At 70.5% G+C, this 17151-nt stretch carries 15 protein-coding genes; 4 read left to right on the top strand and 11 right to left on the bottom strand.

Going from position 1 to position 17151, the window contains the following annotated elements; genetic code table 11:
- Nucleotides 1-110: 110 nt before the first annotated feature.
- Nucleotides 111-1460 carry a radical SAM/SPASM domain-containing protein gene (locus ACE3OG_RS14015; RefSeq protein ID WP_374309695.1) on the top strand — a complete coding sequence of 450 codons (1350 nt, stop codon included), beginning with the start codon at nt 111-113 and terminating at the stop codon, nt 1458-1460.
- 214 nt (nt 1461-1674) lie between these two features.
- Nucleotides 1675-3201 carry an FAD-dependent oxidoreductase gene (locus ACE3OG_RS14010; protein WP_374309694.1) on the top strand — a complete coding sequence of 509 codons (1527 nt, stop codon included), beginning with the start codon at nt 1675-1677 and terminating at the stop codon, nt 3199-3201.
- A 113-nt stretch (nt 3202-3314) separates the two neighbouring features.
- On the opposite strand, the gene ggt is transcribed toward ACE3OG_RS14010, so the two are convergent.
- Genes ggt through ACE3OG_RS13985 form a run of 5 tightly spaced genes read right to left on the bottom strand, consistent with a single transcriptional unit; the run spans nt 3315 to nt 9553 of the window.
- Entirely contained in the window at nt 3315-5069 is a 1755-nt protein-coding gene (gene ggt, locus ACE3OG_RS14005) for a gamma-glutamyltransferase (protein WP_374309692.1), read from the bottom strand.
- Complete coding sequence (gene recQ, locus ACE3OG_RS14000) at nt 5066-7003, bottom strand: DNA helicase RecQ (RefSeq protein WP_374309690.1); 1938 nt, start codon at nt 7001-7003, stop codon at nt 5066-5068. The genes ggt and recQ overlap by 4 nt, the downstream gene beginning before the upstream one ends.
- A gap of 48 nt (nt 7004-7051) precedes the next feature.
- Nucleotides 7052-7783, bottom strand: coding sequence for an ABC transporter ATP-binding protein (locus tag ACE3OG_RS13995; RefSeq protein ID WP_374309688.1), 732 nt, complete (start codon nt 7781-7783; stop codon nt 7052-7054).
- Entirely contained in the window at nt 7776-8516 is a 741-nt protein-coding gene (locus ACE3OG_RS13990) for an ABC transporter permease (protein WP_374309686.1), read from the bottom strand. Before ACE3OG_RS13990 ends, ACE3OG_RS13995 begins: the two co-directional genes overlap by 8 nt.
- Nucleotides 8517-8521: 5 nt before the next feature.
- Complete coding sequence (locus tag ACE3OG_RS13985) at nt 8522-9553, bottom strand: ABC transporter substrate-binding protein (RefSeq protein ID WP_374309684.1); 1032 nt, start codon at nt 9551-9553, stop codon at nt 8522-8524.
- 167 nt (nt 9554-9720) lie between these two features.
- On the opposite strand from ACE3OG_RS13985, the gene ACE3OG_RS13980 reads away from it, so the two are divergent.
- Nucleotides 9721-10119: a cytochrome c family protein gene (locus tag ACE3OG_RS13980; protein ID WP_374309682.1), complete on the top strand. Its 399-nt coding sequence runs from the start codon at nt 9721-9723 to the stop codon at nt 10117-10119.
- Between the two features lie 27 nt (nt 10120-10146).
- Here ACE3OG_RS13980 and ACE3OG_RS13975 read toward each other — a convergent pair whose 3' ends face one another.
- The 6 genes from ACE3OG_RS13975 to hemC form a co-directional block, all read right to left on the bottom strand.
- A complete protein-coding gene (locus tag ACE3OG_RS13975) occupies nt 10147-11010 on the bottom strand; it encodes an ABC transporter permease (RefSeq protein WP_374309680.1) in 864 nt (287 codons plus the stop codon).
- Nucleotides 11007-11798, bottom strand: coding sequence for an ABC transporter ATP-binding protein (locus ACE3OG_RS13970; RefSeq protein WP_374309678.1), 792 nt, complete (start codon nt 11796-11798; stop codon nt 11007-11009). Before ACE3OG_RS13970 ends, ACE3OG_RS13975 begins: the two co-directional genes overlap by 4 nt.
- A complete protein-coding gene (locus ACE3OG_RS13965; RefSeq protein WP_374309676.1) occupies nt 11788-12798 on the bottom strand; it encodes a YVTN family beta-propeller repeat protein in 1011 nt (336 codons plus the stop codon). The genes ACE3OG_RS13970 and ACE3OG_RS13965 overlap by 11 nt, the downstream gene beginning before the upstream one ends.
- On the bottom strand, nt 12795-14057 hold the full coding sequence (locus ACE3OG_RS13960; protein WP_374309674.1) for an ABC transporter substrate-binding protein: 1263 nt from the start codon (nt 14055-14057) through the stop codon (nt 12795-12797). Before ACE3OG_RS13960 ends, ACE3OG_RS13965 begins: the two co-directional genes overlap by 4 nt.
- 68 nt (nt 14058-14125) lie before the next feature.
- Entirely contained in the window at nt 14126-14896 is a 771-nt protein-coding gene (locus ACE3OG_RS13955; RefSeq protein WP_374309672.1) for a uroporphyrinogen-III synthase, read from the bottom strand.
- A gap of 5 nt (nt 14897-14901) precedes the next feature.
- Nucleotides 14902-15822 carry a hydroxymethylbilane synthase gene (gene hemC / locus ACE3OG_RS13950; protein ID WP_374309670.1) on the bottom strand — a complete coding sequence of 307 codons (921 nt, stop codon included), beginning with the start codon at nt 15820-15822 and terminating at the stop codon, nt 14902-14904.
- A gap of 177 nt (nt 15823-15999) precedes the next feature.
- Here hemC and tsaD point away from each other — a divergent pair, with 177 nt between their 5' ends.
- Nucleotides 16000-17058, top strand: coding sequence for a tRNA (adenosine(37)-N6)-threonylcarbamoyltransferase complex transferase subunit TsaD (gene tsaD, locus ACE3OG_RS13945; RefSeq protein ID WP_374309668.1), 1059 nt, complete (start codon nt 16000-16002; stop codon nt 17056-17058).
- Nucleotides 17059-17151 lie beyond the last annotated feature (93 nt).

The raw sequence follows: 17151 nt of genomic DNA, 5'->3' as shown, positions 1-17151 counted from the left end.
CCCGGCCAGGCGCCGTCCGCCCTTGACCGCCCGTCGCGACGTCGTCACATTGACGTGATGCCTAACGCGCGGCGCCAGGCGGCGGCGGCGCCAGGCGCGGGACCGTCGCGATGTCGCAGGACATTGTTTTCGAGACCTCCGGCCGCTGCCTTCGGCCCCGCGCGCAGGATCAGGAGCAGGGTTACTTCTTCTCGGCGCGTTCGCGCCTTTCCCGCGGATTTTACGTGGCGCGCTTCCAGTTCGCGCCGCCGCCCGAGGAGCCGCCGGCCGACGCCTTCTTCGCCTTCGAGGCGCTCGCCTGGGCGGGCGGCCGCGCGGCCTTCCTCGGGCGCACGCAGCGCGCGTGGACGCGCGAGCTCATCGAGGGCGCCGACAATATCCTCCTCGCCTTTTCGACGCAGGAGGACGTCGAGGTCGAATACCGCTGCTACGCCTCGCGCCGCTGCGCCGATACGCATTTGCGCGCGCTGAAGGTGAAGCGCGCCGACCGCGGCCATCTCGAGGACTGGTCCTACACGCATGGCTCGACGCGCTGGCCGATCGAGCGGCTGCGCAACGTGATCGTCGGCAACTCGTCCGCCTGCAACGCCCGCTGCCCGCATTGCCCGACGAGCCTCGCCGACGCGCGGCGCCAGCTGATGCCGATGGAGCTGCACCAGAAGCTCGTCGACGGCCTCGCCGGCCTCGGGCCGCCGATCGCCGGCCAGCTCGCCTACGGCCTGTTCGGCGAGCCGCTGCTCGATCCGACCCTCATGGAGAAGACGCAGGCCGCGCGCGCCGCGCTGCCAGGCCAGCGCATCATCGTCAACACCAACGGCGGCCCCTTCGATCCGCGCGTCCATTCGGCCCTGACCGAGACCGTCACCGCCGTCTCGATCCATATCGAGGCCTTCGACGACGCGCTCTACGAGGCGCTCATGCCGCCGCTCAGGGCCTCGCGCGTGTTTCCGCGCCTCGCCGAGATCGCGCGGCTGTGGGGCCGGCGCGCCAAGCTCGCCGTTCCGATCCACGCCCGCAACCTCGACGAGCTTGCCCGCCTGCGCGACTGGTGGGCCTCGCTCGGCGGCGGCGAGGCGATCGCGCTGCAATACAGCAGCCGCTGCGCCTGGAGCCCGGCCTCGACCTCGTTGCTGCTGTGGCCCGCGCCCGGCGACTGCCATCAGGAGGTCGCCGAGGATCTGATCGTCGATTTCGACGGCGCGGTCCTCACCTGCTGCCACGACTTCTCGCGGCGCGAGCCGATCGGCGACCTCAAAGCCGAAGACGTCGCGCAGCTGCTGCGCAACGACGGGCGCCGGGCCGTTTACGAGGCGTTCGGCCGGCAGGAGTGGAGCCGCTTCAAGTCCTGTCGCCTCTGCCTCCTGAGCGACGCCGCGCAGATGAAGACGGCGCTCTCCGCGGCGCCCGCGCAGCCCGTCCCGCTCGCGAGCGCGCAGATGGAATGCGCCTGCGCGGGCTGAGACGGCGGGCGCGTCGCCGCCGCCATGACGTCCTGCATGGGCGCAGCGCCCGCGGCGATCGCGAACGTCGAAACTCCGTTTTCCTCCCGCAAATCCAGCCGGCGAGACGCGCCGGCCTGAACCGTTCAACTCCCGTTCAGCGTCGTCGACTTTATTTCTCCCCATTGATTTCGCACGGATCGGTTGAAATCGAGACGTTCAGCGCGGGCCCGGAATGGAATTCACAAGACGCGGCGTCGTTCAGGGCGGCCTTCTGCTGCTCGGCGGAAGTTTTGGAAGTCGCGCCGAGGCGACGACGGCGCTCTCCGTGGATGTGCTGGTCTATGGCGGCGCAGCCGGCGGAATCATGGCGGCCTACGCCGCGGCGCGCGAGGGCGCCCGCGTCGCCATCGTGCTCGCCGGCCCGCTCGGCGGCATGCCGGCTCAGGGGCTCGGCTGGAGCGACACCGGCAAGCGCTACGTCATCGGCGGACTCGCGGCGCGCTTTTTCCAGGAGATCGGCGCCTATTACGGCCTGACGACGCCGGTGAAGAATTTCGAGCCGCAGGCGGCGTGGGCGGTCTTTCGTAAATTTCTTGACGAAGCGGACGTCGCGATCGTCAACGGCGCCTATCTTTCCGACATTCTGCGGGAGGGCAGGAAGCTGACGGCGGTCAGGCTGACCAACGGCGCCGTCATCAGGGCGAAAGCTTTCGTCGACGCGTCCTACGAAGGCGACCTGCTCGCCCTTGCGGGTTGCTCCTATCGCGTGGGAAGGGAAAGCCGGGCGGAATTCGAGGAGCCTTACGCCGGGTTCGACGCGCTTCCCCTCGTCAACCCCGCCGCGACGAGAAACGCGCAGGGCCGGCTGTTCGCCGCCCTGCTGCCCTATCCAGCGCAGCAGGAGCGCTATTCCGCCGACGCGCGAATTCAGTCCTACACCTTCCGCCTGTGCCTCAGCGACGACCCGGCCAACATGCGCGCGTTCGAGGCGCCGGCGGGCTATGAGGCCGACCGCTATCTGTTCGAGCTTTCCCAAGTGAACGATACGACGGTGTTCAGGCCCGGGCAGCTGCAGAACAAGACCAAATATGACTTGAACGGAGACTACTTCGGCGCGTCCTGGCGATGGCCGCTGGCCTCGCTGGCCGAACGCGACGCCATCTGGAAGGCCCACCGCGACTATCAGGCCGGGCTGCTCCACTTTTATTCGACCGATCCGCGCGTGCCGAAGTCGTTCAGCGATCAGGTCAACGTCTTCGGGCTCGCAAGGGACGAGTTCACCGACAACGACAACTGGCCGCGACAGCTTTACGTCCGCGAAGCGCGCCGGCTTCGCGGCCATTACGTGATGACGGCGAAAGACTGCACGACGAGCGTGACGAAAGTCCATTCGATCGGCATGGGGTCGTACAGCTTCGACAGCCACGCGACGGCCCTGTTCGCGATCAGCGGCGACACGTTCGATTCCGAGGGCACCTTCGGACCAACCCTGGATACGAGGGGAACCGTCCCTTACGAGATACCGTACGAGAGCCTCGTTCCGGTCGAATACGACAATCTCCTCGTGTCGGTCTGCGTGAGCGCCAGCCATATGGCGTTTTCATCGATCCGGCTGGAGCCGCAATACATGATCATGGGAGAGGCGGCGGGCTGCGCCGCCGGGCTGATCGCCAGGAGAGACGTCCATTCCCTCGATCTGCGCGCCGACGTCGGGGACGTCCTGAAAGGCTATGGGGCGATCGTCAGCCTGCCGACGTGAAGTCCGGCGCGCTGGAGCGCGTTCAGCGGAGTCCGGTTCTCTGAACGCGCTCCAGCTATTTGTTTAAACGCGTTTTCTCAACGCAAAAGTCTGCAACTTTTGCTGAAGGCACCCTAGCGCCCGACCGCGAGCGTTCCGCGCTGGCGCGTATCCGCCGCGCCCTCCAGCGTCCCGTCGGGGTCGCGCGCGATGGTTTGCGCCGAGCCCCAGGCGCCGCCGACGACGACCGCATGGCCAAGCGCCCGCAGGCGCTCGACGGCGTCGGGCGAGGCGCCGCGTTCGAGGCGGAGCACGTCGGGGCTGCCCTGATGATGGACGCGCGGCGCCGCCGTCGCCTCCGCGACGTTCATGCCGAAATCGATCATGTCGGAGACGATTCCGGCGACGATGGTGATGATGCGCGAGCCGCCGGGCGAGCCCGTGACGAGGCGAAGCTCGCCGTCCTTGAAGGCCATGAGCGGGGCCATGGAGGAAAGCGGCCGCTTGCGCGGGCCCGGCGCGTTCGCCTCACCGCCGAGAAGCCCGAAGGCGTTGGGCGCGCCGGGCTTGGCCGCGAAATCGTCGAGCTCATTGTTGAGCAGCACGCCCGTCCCCTCGGCGACGAGGCCGAGTCCATACGAGAAATTGAGCGTGTAGGTGTTGGCGACGGCGTTCCCCTGCCCGTCGACGATCGAGAAATGCGTCGTCTGCGCGCTTTCGTAAGGGACGGGATCGACCGGCCCGATCTCGGCCGCCGGCCGCGCCCGGGCGGGGTCGATCTCAGCGCGCAGCCTCGCGGCGTATTCCTTCGAGGTGAGCGCGGCGAGTGGAACGTCGACGAAATCGGGATCGCCCAGATAGCGCGCGCGGTCGGCGTAGACGCGCTTCATGGACTCGGCGAAGAGATGGATCGTCGCCGCCGAGCCCGCGCCGAGTTTTGAGAGCGGAAAGCCCTCCAGGATGTTCAGGAGCTCGATCACATGCGTCCCGCCCGAGGAGGGCGGCGGCATGGAGACGATCTCATAGCCGCGATAGGTCCCGCGCGCCGGCTCGCGCTCGAGCGCGCGATAGGAGGCAAGATCGTCAAGCGTCATGACGCCGCCCGCCGCGCGCACGCTCGCGACGATCTTTTCGGCGACCGGGCCGCGATAGAAGGCGTCCTCGCCCCCGCGCCCGATCGCCTCGAGCACGTCGGCGAGGTCGCTCTGGCGCAGCGCGTCGCCGCGCCCGAGCGGCGCGCCGTCCGGGCGCAGGAAGATGCGCGCGGAGGACGGATAGCGGGCGAGCCGGCGCGCCTCGGCGAGCGAATCGGCGAGATCGTCCTCGACGGCGATTCCCTCGCGCGCGAGGCGGACGGCCGGCGCGGCGAGCTCGGCGAGGCTCATCTTGCCTGAGCCGTAGCGGCGCAGGGCGAGCGCGAGGCCGGCGACCGTGCCGGGCGTTCCCACCGCAAGGCCGGAGCGGCGAGATTTCTCCGGGTCCGCCTCGCCGGCGGCGTCGAGGAACATCTCCCTCGTCGCGGCGGCGGGCGCCGTCTCGCGATAGTCGATCGCCGCCGTCTTCCCCGAGGCGGCGAGATGGATCAGCATGAAGCCGCCGCCGCCGAGATTTCCCGCGCGGGGCAGCGTGACGGCGAGCGCCAGCGCCGTCGCGACCGCGGCGTCGACCGCGTTGCCGCCGCGCGCCAGCACGTCCTTCCCGACGCGCGCCGCCGCGCCCTCCTGCGCGACGACCATGCCGCCCCTGGCGAGAACGGGCAGGAAGCGCGCGCCTTGGGAGATGATCGGCGGCTCGGGCGGCGGCGCGGCGTCGGCGCGGACGGGAGAGACGGAGAAGAGGCAGGCGCAGACGAGCGCCAGCGCCGCAAGGGCCGAGCGCCCGCGGCTCATGAGTCGGCTCGGCTTTTCTCGACGACGTCGAGAAAGATCGCGCCATAGCGCTCGAGCTTGGCCGGGCCGATTCCGGGAATGCGCGCCATCTCGGCGAGGCTTTGCGGCGCGGCGATCGCCATGGCGATCAGCACGCTGTCATGGAAGATGACGAAGGGCGCGTTCTTCTGCGCCCGCGCCAGTTCGAGCCGCTTCGCCTTCAGCGCGGCGAAGAGGCGCGCCTGCGCGACGGTGAGGTCTGAGGCGCCGGCGCGCGCGGGCGGCTCGAACGGCGCCGGCTCCGCCTCCCCCTCGCGCGTCTCCTCGATCCGCGCCAGCGCCTGCGCCACGCCGACCCGCCGTCCGCCGCCCACGGCGATGTCGCCGCGCAGCTCGATCTGCGCCTCGCCGCGCAGCACCTCGCGCCCCTGCGGCGTGATGATCCAGCGGTCGCGGTCCTCCGGATCCTGGTCGATGAGCGAGGCGGCCTGCAGCTGGCGGAAGATCGAGCGCCATTGCGCCGCCGAGAATTCCTTCCCGACGCCGAAAGTCGGCAGCAGGTGATGGCCGTGGCGCGTCATGGCGGCGGTCGCCTCGCCGACGAGCAGCTTGGCGAGATGGCCGGAAAAGAACCGCCCCGAGGTGCGGTGGATGGCCGAGAGCGCCTTCTTCGCGGCGAGCGCGCCGTTGAAGAAGGGCCAGCGCCCCTCGCAGATGTCGCAATTGCCGCAATCGCCGGCCTCCTCGCCGAAGGCGGCGAGCAGGGTCTTGCGCCGGCAGCGCGGCGTCTCGCACAGGGCGAGCAGGGCGTTGAGCTTGCGCCGCTCGAGGCGCTTCCTCTCCTGCGGCGCGTCGCCGTCCTCGATCTGGCGCTCGCGCAGGCGCGCGTCGGCCTCGCCGAACAGCAGCAGCGCATCAGCGGGCAGGCCGTCGCGGCCGGCGCGGCCGATCTCCTGATAATAGGATTCGACGCTCTGCGGCAGGTCGGCGTGGATGACGAAGCGCACGTCCGGCTTGTCGACGCCCATGCCGAAGGCGATGGTGGCGACGATGACGACGCCCTGGCGGGAGAGGAACTCGTCCTGGTGGGCGGTGCGCGTCTGCGCCGGCAGGCCGGCGTGGTAGGGCAGCGCATGAACGCCCGCCTCGCGCAGCGTCTCGGCGAGCCGCTCGACGCCCTTGCGCGAGGCGCAATAGACGACGCCGCTCCGGCCCTTGTGGCGCGCGATCTCGGCGGCGACCTGCCGCGCCGCGTCGGCGCGCCGGCGCATGGAAAGGTGGATGTTCGGTCGGTCGAAGCTGCGCACGAAGACGCGCGGCGGGGTGGGAAACAGCTTCTCGACGATCTCGGCGCGCGTCGGCGCGTCGGCCGTCGCCGTCACCGCGACGACCTGAAGGCGCCGTCCCTCGCCGGCGATCGCCTGCGCGGCGTCGCCGAGCGCGGAATATTCGGGGCGGAAGTCGTGCCCCCATTGCGACACGCAATGGGCCTCGTCGATGGCGAGCATGGAGACGCCCGCCTCGCGCAGCAGCGCCTGCGTCTCGCGCCGCGCGAGCCGCTCGGGCGCGACATAGACGAGGCGGCATCGCCCCGACCTCACGCGCGCCTCGAGCGCCGCGTTCTCGGCGCCGTCGTTGCCGGAATTGAGCGCGGCGGCGGAGATCCCCTTCGCCTCGAGCGCGCCGACCTGGTCGCGCATCAGCGCGATCAGCGGCGAGACGACGACGACGAGGCCGGGGCGCACGAGCGCGGGAAGCTGGTAGATCAGCGACTTGCCCGAGCCCGTCGGCATCACCGCGAGAAGGTCCGCGCCCTCGAGCGCGGCCTCGACGACTTCTCCCTGGCCGGGCCGGAAATCGGAAAAGCCGAACACGCGCCGCAGCGCCTCGCGCGCCTCGGCGAGCGGATCGGGATCAAGATCAAGCAGGCGGCGGGCGGCGTCGGTCGAAGTCATCGGCTGGGCGGGGCTCGGTCCGGGTCGGGCGCGGCGACTATGGCTGGTTTAGCGCGCGGCGTCATGCGCCGCCTGCGCGATGATCGCCTCGAGCCGGGCGCGCGTCCTGACCGCCTCCTCGGGCGGCATGCGCGCGCGCGAAGCCGCGATCGGCACATCGGCGACGAGGCGGCCGGGCGCCGGGGAAAGGACGAAGACGCGGTCGGCGAGCGCGACCGCCTCGTCGAGGTCGTGGGTGACGATCAGCGTCGTCGCGCGCCGCGCCTCGACGAGCGCCGCGAGCTGTTCGCGCAACTTGAGCGCGAGCGCCGCGTCGAGCGACACGAACGGCTCGTCGAGCAGCAGCAGCGTCGGCTCGACGGCGAAGGCCCGCGCGATGGCCGCGCGCCGCGCGAGGCCAAGCGACAATTCGCCGGGATAATAGTCGAGATGGCCGGAGAGGCCGAGCGCCGCCGCGATCTCGTCGAGGCGAGCGCCGGGCTCGGCGCCGGCGAGGATCAGGTTGCGCCGCACGCTGCGCCACGGCAGCAGGCGCGGCTCCTGGAACACCATTCCAATCTTCTGGCCGATCCCGCGCGGCTCGGGCAAGCGGACCTCGCCTTCGAAATCCGCCTCGAGGCCGCTGACGATGCGCAGCAGCGTGGTCTTGCCGCAGCCGGACGGGCCGACGACCGCGCCGACCTCGCCGTCCTCGAGGCGAAAGGCGACCTCGCCCAGCGCGGGGCGGACCTCGCCGGAGGCGGCACGGACCATCTTGCGCCTGACCGCGACCTCAAGCATGGCCGGGGCGCCAGCGCGTCGCGCGCCGCTCGAGGGGCTGGACGAGAAAAGTCTCGATGGCCAGCATGAGGGCGACGAAGGGCAGCGCATAGGCGAGGAGCCGCGCGACGTCGAACAGCTGGAAGGCGACGCCGATCTCGAAGCCGACGCCGTTCGAGCGCCCGAGCAGCTCGACGACCAGCACGATCTTCCACACCAGCGAGAGGCCGGAGCGCGTCGCCGCGGCGAGATAGGGCGCGAGCTGCGGCAGCAGGATGTCGAGGATTCGCACGCGCCACGGCATGGCGTAGACCTGCGCCACCTCGTCGAGGCTGCGGTCGAGCGCGCGCGCGCCCTCGCGCACCGTGGCGGCCGTGTTCGGCAGCTTGTTCAGCGCCACCGCGCCGACCGCCGCCGCCTCGTTGAGCCCGATCCAGATATAGGCGAGCACGATGACGACGAGCGCCGGCAGGTTGAGGAGCACGATCAGCCACGGGTCGCAGACGCGGTCGACGGCGCGATGGCGGCCCATCGCGACGCCGAGCGCCGTCCCGAGCGTCATGGCGAGGACGAAGGCGGCGACGACCCGCGCCAGCGTCGCGCCGAGATTGACGAACAGCTCGCCCGAGCGCGCGAGCCCGACGGCGACGAGCGCCACCTCCTGCGGCGACGGCAGCATCCGCGATTTCGCGAGCGCCGCGGCGACCGCCCAGGCGAGCAGCAGGAAGAGGACGGAGAGAAGCCGCAGCGGCATCCGCTCTAGCGCTGCGCCGGGGCGGGCGCGCCCTTGTAGAAGACGCCGGGATCAAGGCTCGCCGCCGGCCCGACGAGCTCGGCGCCGCCGATCTCGCGCAGCGCCAGGTAGAGGCGCGCCGCGTCCGCCTCCTCCTGCGCGGCCGGGCGCGTCGGGAAGCCTTCGACATAGCGCCGCCGGAACAGGTCGAGCTCCTTCTGGTCGCTGACGCCGATCTCCTTGCCGATTCGCGCCCAGTCGGCGTCCGAGGCGGCGAGCTTCTCGCGCGCCTGCCGGGCGATCGCGAAGAAGCGCTCCAGCGCCTCGCCGTTGGCGGCGGCGAAAGCGTCGTCGAAGACATAGCCGAGCATGGCGATCGGACCCGCCGCGCCCAGCGCGCGCTCGACCTCGCCCATGTCGACGAGGCGGCGGAAACCCCTGGCTTCGAGCCGCGCGGCGTAGTTCCAGTAGGCGAGCGAAGCCTCGACTTCGCCGGAAAGCGTCTTCTCGTAGAGCAGCGCCGGCGCGCCGAAGACCACGCGCGCCTTCTCCTTGAGGTCGAGGCCCCGGCGTTGCGCATAGGCGCGCAGGAGCAGCCAGCTCTTGTCGATCGGCCCGCCCGCGACGGCGAGAGTGCGGCCGGCGAGGTCGTCGAGGCTCTGGACCGGCGAATCGGCGCCGACCATGACCGCGCCGAGCGCGGTTGAATACGGCGAGAAAGCGAGAGGGGCGGAGAGCGCCCGCTCGCGCGCCGCCCAGAGCCAGTCGGCGAGAATCACGTCGACCGAACCGCCGAGCAGGGCGATCTTGCCGGCCTCGGGCGAAGCGAGCCACGAGACGGAGAGATCGAGGCCGGCGGCGGCGTCGAGCTTCTCGGCCTTGATGACGGCGAGCTCCCAGGCGAGCGTGCCGGTCTTCTGCGCGCCGATGCGCAAGGTCGCCGCGGCTTGCGCGCCGGCGGCGGACAGAACGAAGCAAACGACGAGGAGCGCCGCCGCGAGCGCCCCGCCGAGGCGCCGCGGCGCGGCGTCGTCACCAGCGCGTTTGCCCTGCGTCAACTTTACATCCGCTCTCATCTGGCCGGTTGTGTTTTTTTGCGCCATGAGGATACATGCTTTCGCGGGCGGGCGACACTTTTCCAGGATCGCGCGCATCAAGACCGCGAAGCCAGGCTCTGTCTGCGACGCCGGAGCTTAACGTGGCCCAAGGGGAAGGAAACCACATTATGACGTTGAAATATGTTCCGCTCATCGCCGCGCTCGCTTTCATCGGTCAGACGGCCGGCGCTTCCGCCGCCGGCGACGCGGCGGCCGGCGAAACCCTGTTCAAGCAGAAGTGCTCCGTCTGCCACAAGATCGGCGAAGGCGCCAAGAACATGGTCGGCCCCGAGCTCAACGGCATCGTCGGCCGCAAGTCCGCCAGCGTCGCCGGCTTCAACTATTCGCAGGCTTTGAAAGACTCCGGCATCACCTGGGAGGACGAAAAGCTGCACGCCTGGCTGACCGATCCCAAGGCGCTCGTTCCCGGAACCAAGATGATCTTCCCCGGCCTGCCGAAGGCGGACGACCGCGACAACGTCCTCGCCTATGTCGAGTCCTTCGACGCGGACGGCAAGAAGAAGTAGGCTTTCCAGAAACAGGCCCGCCACGAGCTACCCCTCGCGCCGCATCAACATGCCGCGCGAGGGATCGTAGGCGATGATCGCCGCGCCGAGGAACACGGCCGCGCAGCCGGCGACGACGAGCAGCGAGAACGGCTCGACCTGTCCCCAGAAGGCGAAGCGAATCAGTTCGGTGGCGTGGGTGAACGGATTGAGCTCGCAGACGAAGGCGAGCGTCGGATTGGCCTCCCGCACGCGCCACAGCGGGTAGAGCGCCGACGAGGCGAAGAACATCGGGAAGATGACGAAGTTCATGACGCCGGCGAAGTTCTCGAGCTGGCGGATGAGCGAGGAGAGCAGCATTCCGAGCGCGCCGAACATCAGCCCCGAAAGCACGAGCGCCGGCAGGATCGTGACATAGCCCCAGAGCGTCGGCGGCTCGATCTCCCAGAACCATGCGATCGCCAGGAACGCGTAGACCTGCAGGATCGACACGGACGCGCCGGCGACGAGCTTCGACGACAACAGGAACCAGCGCGGCAGGGGACTGACCAGCAGCGTGCGCATGTTGCCCATCTCGCGGTCGTAGACCATCGACAGCGAGGATTGCATGCCGTTGAACAGCTGGATCATCGCCACGAGGCCGGGCGTGATGTAGACGTCATACAACACATAGGTGTCGTAGGGCGGGATGATCGACACGCCGAGCACCGAGCGGAAGCCGGCGGCGAAGATGAACAGCCAGACGAGCGGGCGCACCAGCGCGGAGACGAAGCGCTCGCGCTGATGCAGGAAGCGCAGCGCCTCGCGCCACACGATTCCCCTGAGGCAGACGGCGTACTGGCGCAGCGCGAAGCCGCGGCGCGGCGCCTGCGGGCCGCCCTCCCGCACGTCGAGCGTCGGCGTCAGGCTCATCCCCTCGCCTCCCCTGCGTTTTCGCCGGTCAGCCGGCGGAAGGCGGCGGTGAGGTCGTCGCCGCCCGCCTGCGCGCGCACGTCCTCCGCGGTCCCGCACGCGAGCAGCTTGCCGCGATGCAGCACCAGCGTTTCGTCGCCCGGCTCGATCTCGTCGATGAGATGCGTCGCCCACAACACGCCGAGCCCCTCGCCCGCCACCAGCGCGCGCACATGGGCGAGGATGTCGGCGCGCGCCTTGATGTCGAGGCCGACGGTCGGCTCGTCGAGCAACAGGAGGCGCGGGCGATGCAGCAGGGCGCGCGCGATCTCGACGCGCCGCATCTGCCCGCCGGACAGCGCGCGCGCCTTGTCCTCGAGGCGGTCGAGCATGTCGACTCGCGCCAGCGCGTCGCGCGCCCGCGCCTTCGCCTCGCGCGCGCCGATCCCGTGCAGCGCGGCGTGATAGGAAAGGTTCTGCGCGACGGTGAGGTCGAGGTCGAGCGTGCGCGCCTGGAACACCACGCCGAGCCGGCGCAGCGCCTCGCCGGGGTCGCGCGAGACGTCGAAGCCGAAGATCGAGATCGATCCGTGGGTCACGGCGAAAAGCCGGGTGATCAGCGAGAACAGCGTGCTCTTGCCCGCCCCGTTCAGCCCGAGCAGCACCGCGAAGCGGCCCTGCGGCACGTCGAAGGAGACTTCGTCGAGCGCCTTGCGCTTGCCGTAGGAATGGCTGACGCGCGAAACCGCGAGCGCCGCGGGCCCGGCGCCGTCCGCGACGGCGCCCCCCCGCGCGGGCTCAGGGCGCAATCGCCACTCCCCACGGGAAGGAGCCGACGGGGATGGACTTCACCACCTTGAGCGCGGCGACGTCAATGACGGAGACGTCGTTGGAGACGCCGTTGGTGGCGAACAGCCGCGCATAGTCAGGCGTGAAGGCGAGCTGCCAGACCCGCTGGCCGGTCAGCATGTATTTCTCCACCTTGCGGGTCTTGGCGTCGATCGCGGCGACGCGGTTCGCCGGGCCGAGGGCGACGAAGGCGCGCGCGCCGTCCTGCGAGAAGCGGATGCCGACCGGCTGGATCGCCTCGCGCGCGAGGCCGGGGATCTCGAACGTGATCTTCTGCACGACCTTCTTCGCGGCGACGTCGATCACGCTGACCGTGCCGCCGACCTCCGCCGTGACCCACAGCTCCTTGCCGTCGGGCGTGAAGGCGGCGGAGCGCGGGCGCGCGTCGACGAGCACGTTGGCGAAGATCTTTTGGCTCGCCACGTCGATCAGATGCGCCATGTTGGTGGTTTCGGAGGTGTTGACGAGGATCTTGCCGTCCGGGGAAAGCGTCATGCCCTCCGGCTCGACGCCGACGGGGATCTGCGCGACGATCTTGCGGCTCGCGACGTCGATGACCGTGACGAGATTGTCGTTCTCGTTCGCCACGTAGAGCAGCTTGCCGTCGGGCGCGAGCACGAGCAGCTCGGGGTCGGCGCCCGAGGGCAGGTCGCCGACGACCTTCAGCGTCTTGAGGTCGAGGATCTGCACCGTGTCGTCGTCGCCGGCGCAGATGAACAGCTGCGTCTTGTCGCCGTTGAGCACGATGCCGCGCGGGCGGCGTCCGACCTTCACGGTGTCGGTGACGGCGAGCTTCTCGACGTCGATCACGCTGATCGAATTGCCCTTCTCGTTCGAGACGTAAGCGGTGGCGGCGAACGCCGGGCCAAGGCTCGCCAGGAGCGCGCCCGAGAGGGCGGCAAGGCGCAGCGCGCGCGAAAAATTCCGCGAAGAACTGCAAAAACTCCGCGAAGAACTCATGGCAGCCTGCATTTCGTTTCAGGTTGGTCGAAGCCCAGCGTGTCGAGCTCCGAGGTCTGGTGCAGGAAGCCCTCCTGCGGCGAAACCGAGACGATCATCCGCCCGTCGCCGAGGAGGATCGGCTGGCGCAGCTGCTGGTTCCAGCGCCGCACCGTCTGCTTCTGCCCCTTGAAGGCGGCGATGGAGAATTCGGGGCCGACGATATAGGCGCGCAGCGCCGCAGGGTCGGCCGAGTTCGCGCGCGTCGCCGCCTCGCCGATCATGCGGACGGCCACCCACGCCTGATTGTCGCGGTCGTTCATGCCGCGCGCGGCGAGCTTGTGGAAGCGGTTCTGCAGCTGGATCGCTCCCCATTGCTCATGGGTCGGGTCCCAGCTCGTCGGCTTCAGGCCGGCCGAGCCGGCCACGGGGCGCGGATCGAAGGCGCGATAGGGCAGATAGCCGGCGAAGACGTTGGATTCGTCCGCGGCGACCAGCACGTCGTAGGCGGGCGCGCTCTGCGTCGCCGCCGGTATCAGGCGCTGCGTCTGCACGCTGCCCGAATCGGAGCGCCGGCCGCCGCCCGTGTCCTCGTACGTGCGCTCGTCGACGATCTTGGCGCCGAATTTCTTCGCCGACCGGCGCAGCGCCTGCGCGAAGGCCTCGTCCTGCGGATGCGAGCCCTTGACGAGGAGCCAGCGCGGCCAGCGCTTCCAGACGAGATATTGCGCGAGGCCGTCGGCGAGCATCGACCGGCTCGGCGCGACATGCACGACGTTGGCCCGGCAATTCTCCTCGCGCAGCTCGTCGTCGGGCGCGAAGGTGTTGAAGATCAGCGCGTTCCTGGCCTTGGCGGCGTCGGCGAGCGCGAGCAGCTTTTCGGGCGGCAGATCGGCGAGGATCAGGCCGATCCCCTTGGCGAGAAGCGCGTCGAGCGCCTTGACGGGGTCCTCGTCGTCGCGGACGACGACGTCCTCGATCGTGAAGCTCTGGCCAAGGAAGCCGCCGGTGGTGTTGTCGTCCTCGACGCCTAGGCGCGCGCCGGCGATCCCGTCGTCCTCGGCCGGAATGTCAAGGATCGAGATCACGTCGCGCGAATGCCGCTGGCGGATGAAGCCGATCCTGACGACGAGCGGCTGCGCCTCCTGCGCCGACGACCCTTGCGCTCCCTGCGCGGGCGCTGCGTCCTGCGCGGCGACGGCCTGCGCCGCTCCCGCGAGCGAAAGCGCGCAGACGGCCGCGCGCAGCGCGCGCGCCAGCGGCCCTTGCGGCGGCCCCATTGCGCCTCCCTGTCCTGCGCGCGTCGCGGCGCGCCTTGGCGCCATGATGGAGCGGCGGACCGCCGGCATCAAGCCGCCCCGCTCCGCCCGCCGCTGACGCTTTCGCGAGGCGCGAGCGTCACGAGGAGGTCGAGCATCGCCTGCTCCCTGGGCGCCGCCGCGACATGGACATGCGGCAGGCCCGCAGCCTCGAGCGGCGCGGCGGCGTCCGGCGAGATAGCGACGTGATGCGCGCCGGAGACGTCGATTTCCGCCTGCGCCGCGAGCTTCAGGAATATCTCGACGCTGCGCCGCGAGTAGTGCAGCGCCGCGCCGATGCGGTCGACCTCGAGCAGGGCGGCCGCCTCCTCGTCGAGCTCCTCGGCGGCCTGCGCGACATAGACCTCGACGGTCGCGACTTCATGGCCCGCGGCGCGCACGGCCGCCTCGAGGTCGGGCTTGCGGTCGCGCCCGGCGAGGTAGACGAAACGCGCGGGCGGGGCGGCGGGAGAAACGGCCAGCGCCGCGACGAGATTGGCGGCGAGGTCGCGCGCGTCCTGCTCGACGACGATCCGCCCGAGGAAGCCGCGCTCGCGCGCGGCGGCCTCGGTCCGCTCGCCGACGACATAGACCGGGACGAGGCGGCGCGCCTCGGGCGAGAGGGCGCCCTCGCCGTCCGAGAGCAGCTCGAACGCCTGCGTCGAGGTGGCGATGATCCCGTCGACCGCGCCCGGCGGCCAGGGCGCGCCGGTGGGCGTCATTTCAAGGACGGGCGACAGGATCGCGTGATGGCCGACGGCGAACAGCTTCGCCGCCGTGCGCATCGCTTCGTCGAGGGCTCTCGTCAGCAGCACAAGCATGAAGATCAGAACTCGAAGAGATCGGCGGGGATCCGCGCGAGGAGGTCGCGTCCCGCGCCTTCGCCGAGCGCCGCCGCATGCTTCGGGTCGCCGCTCACGCGGGCCTCGAAGCAGGAAGAGCCGTCCGGCTTCAGCACCAGCGCGTGGAAGGAGAGCGTGTCGTCTTCGAGGCGCGCATAGGCGCCGATCGGCGTGCGGCAGGAGCCGTCGAGCACGGCGAGGAAGGCGCGCTCGGCCTCGAGGGCGAAGGCGGCGTCGCGGTCGAGGACGGGCGCGAAGGCCGCGGCCGCCGCCTCGTCGCCGCGCCGCGCGGTCACCGCGATCGCGCCTTGCCCGGCGGCCGGCACGAACTGCTCGGTGTCGAGCACGGCGGTCGCCGAATCGGCGAGGCCGAGCCGCTTCAGCCCGGCGAGCGCCAGCATCGTCGCGTCGACCTCGCCGGCGGCGAGCTTGGCGAGGCGCGTCTCGACATTGCCGCGCAGCAGCGTGACGGAGAGGTCGGGGCGCAGGCGCCGGATCATCGCGCCGCGGCGCAGCGAGGCGGTGCCGACGACGCTGCCCTCCGGCAGGGCCGAAGGATGGATCGCCTTGTGCGAGATCCAGGCGTCGCGCACGTCCTCGCGCGGGAGGTAGCCGAGGATGACGATCTCGTCTGGCAGGTGGGTCGGCAGGTCCTTCGCCGAATGGACGGCGGCCTCGATGTCGCCGCGCATCAGCGCGAGGTCGAGCTCCTTGGTGAACAGGCCCTTGCCGCCGGCCTCGCTGAGGGCGCGGTCGACGATCGCGTCGCCGGTGGTGCGGATGACCGCCGTCTCGATCGCCTCGCCGCAGCCGCCGTGAGCCTTGAGCAGACGGCTCTTGAGCTCGCGCGCCTGGGCGAGCGCGAGGGGGCTGCCGCGCGTGCCGATTCTGAGTTTGAGGTCCATGGCGCCCGGGCGGCTCGAACTGAGAATCGCGTGTTTCCTTGCCGGAACTTATGGTTCTATAAGCGCGCCACCTTAGCTTGGTCGAGGACGCCCGCCAAGGCCGCCGGCGGCGCGGAACGACGCGGCGACGGCGCGCGCGCCTCCCGCCAGATTTCACACCCGCGTCAGGACCTCGCCATGCGCGTTCTCGGCATCGAGACCACTTGCGACGAAACCGCCGCGGCGGTCGTGCGGCTCGAGCCGGGCGGCGCCGGCGAAATCCTCTCGAACGAGGTGATGAGCCAGATCGCCGAGCACGCCGCCTATGGCGGCGTCGTGCCCGAGATCGCCGCGCGCGCGCATGTCGAGGTGCTCGACCGCCTCGTCGCGCGCGCGCTCGAGCGCGCCGGGACCGCCCTGTCCGACCTCGACGGGATCGCCGCCGCCGCCGGGCCGGGCCTCATCGGCGGCGTCATCGTCGGCCTCACCACGGGCAAGGCGCTGGCGCTCGCGAGCCGCAAGCCCTTCGTCGCCGTCAACCATCTCGAGGCGCACGCGCTGACCGCGCGCCTCACCGACGGCGTCGAATTTCCCTTCCTGCTGCTGCTCGTCTCGGGCGGCCACACCCAGCTCGTCGCGGTCAGGGGCGTCGGCGACTATCTGCGCCTCGGCTCGACGGTCGACGACGCCGTCGGCGAAGCCTTCGACAAGGTGGCCAAGACGCTCGGCCTGCCCTATCCTGGCGGCCCGGAGATCGAGCGGCGCGCCGAGGAGGGCGATCCGACCCGCTTCGCCTTTCCGCGTCCCATGCTGGGCAGAGCCAAGCCGGACTTCTCGCTCTCCGGCCTCAAGACGGCGGTGCGGATCGAGGCGCAGCGCATCGCCTCGCCGACGCGCGGCGACGTCGCCGACCTGTGCGCCTCGTTCCAGGCGGCGGTGGTCGATTCGCTGATCGACCGCAGCCGCGCCGGCCTGCGGCTGTTCCGCGAGCGCGTCGGCGAGGCCAACGCCATGGTCGCCGCCGGCGGCGCCGCGGCCAATGGCGCGATCCGCCGCGCGCTGGCGCGCTTCTGCGGCGAGGCCGGTCTGAAGCTCGTGCTGCCGCCGCCGCAGCTGTGCTCGGACAACGCGGCGATGATCGCCTGGGCCGGGATCGAGCGGCTGTCTCTCGGCCTTTCCGACGACATGACCTTCGCCGCGCGGGCGCGCTGGCCGCTCGACGCCGACGCGGAGGCGGCGCATCACGGCAAGGCCTAGAGCATTTTCAGCAAAAGTTGCAGACTTTTGCGTCGAGAGAATGCGTTTAAACAAATAGTTAGAGCGCATTCAGCGAATTGGATTTCGCTGAAT

Origin of the sequence: Methylocella sp. (assembly GCF_041905455.1) — a bacterium.
Taxonomy (GTDB): Bacteria; Pseudomonadota; Alphaproteobacteria; order Rhizobiales; family Beijerinckiaceae; genus Methylocapsa.
This window is presented reverse-complemented; position numbering and strand designations above follow the sequence as displayed.

What these genes read in the sequence shown, in the direction of transcription:
- ACE3OG_RS14015 (WP_374309695.1), top strand. Translation starts at nt 111, where the DNA reads ATGTCGCAGGACATTGTTTTCGAGACCTCCGGCCGCTGCCTTCGGCCC.
- ACE3OG_RS14010 (WP_374309694.1), top strand. Translation starts at nt 1,675, where the DNA reads ATGGAATTCACAAGACGCGGCGTCGTTCAGGGCGGCCTTCTGCTGCTC.
- ggt (WP_374309692.1), bottom strand. Translation starts at nt 5,069, where the DNA reads ATGAGCCGCGGGCGCTCGGCCCTTGCGGCGCTGGCGCTCGTCTGCGCC.
- recQ (WP_374309690.1), bottom strand. Translation starts at nt 7,003, where the DNA reads ATGACTTCGACCGACGCCGCCCGCCGCCTGCTTGATCTTGATCCCGAT.
- ACE3OG_RS13995 (WP_374309688.1), bottom strand. Translation starts at nt 7,783, where the DNA reads ATGCTTGAGGTCGCGGTCAGGCGCAAGATGGTCCGTGCCGCCTCCGGC.
- ACE3OG_RS13990 (WP_374309686.1), bottom strand. Translation starts at nt 8,516, where the DNA reads ATGCCGCTGCGGCTTCTCTCCGTCCTCTTCCTGCTGCTCGCCTGGGCG.
- ACE3OG_RS13980 (WP_374309682.1), top strand. Translation starts at nt 9,721, where the DNA reads ATGACGTTGAAATATGTTCCGCTCATCGCCGCGCTCGCTTTCATCGGT.
- ACE3OG_RS13975 (WP_374309680.1), bottom strand. Translation starts at nt 11,010, where the DNA reads ATGAGCCTGACGCCGACGCTCGACGTGCGGGAGGGCGGCCCGCAGGCG.
- ACE3OG_RS13965 (WP_374309676.1), bottom strand. Translation starts at nt 12,798, where the DNA reads ATGAGTTCTTCGCGGAGTTTTTGCAGTTCTTCGCGGAATTTTTCGCGC.
- ACE3OG_RS13960 (WP_374309674.1), bottom strand. Translation starts at nt 14,057, where the DNA reads ATGGGGCCGCCGCAAGGGCCGCTGGCGCGCGCGCTGCGCGCGGCCGTC.
- ACE3OG_RS13955 (WP_374309672.1), bottom strand. Translation starts at nt 14,896, where the DNA reads ATGCTTGTGCTGCTGACGAGAGCCCTCGACGAAGCGATGCGCACGGCG.
- hemC (WP_374309670.1), bottom strand. Translation starts at nt 15,822, where the DNA reads ATGGACCTCAAACTCAGAATCGGCACGCGCGGCAGCCCCCTCGCGCTC.
- tsaD (WP_374309668.1), top strand. Translation starts at nt 16,000, where the DNA reads ATGCGCGTTCTCGGCATCGAGACCACTTGCGACGAAACCGCCGCGGCG.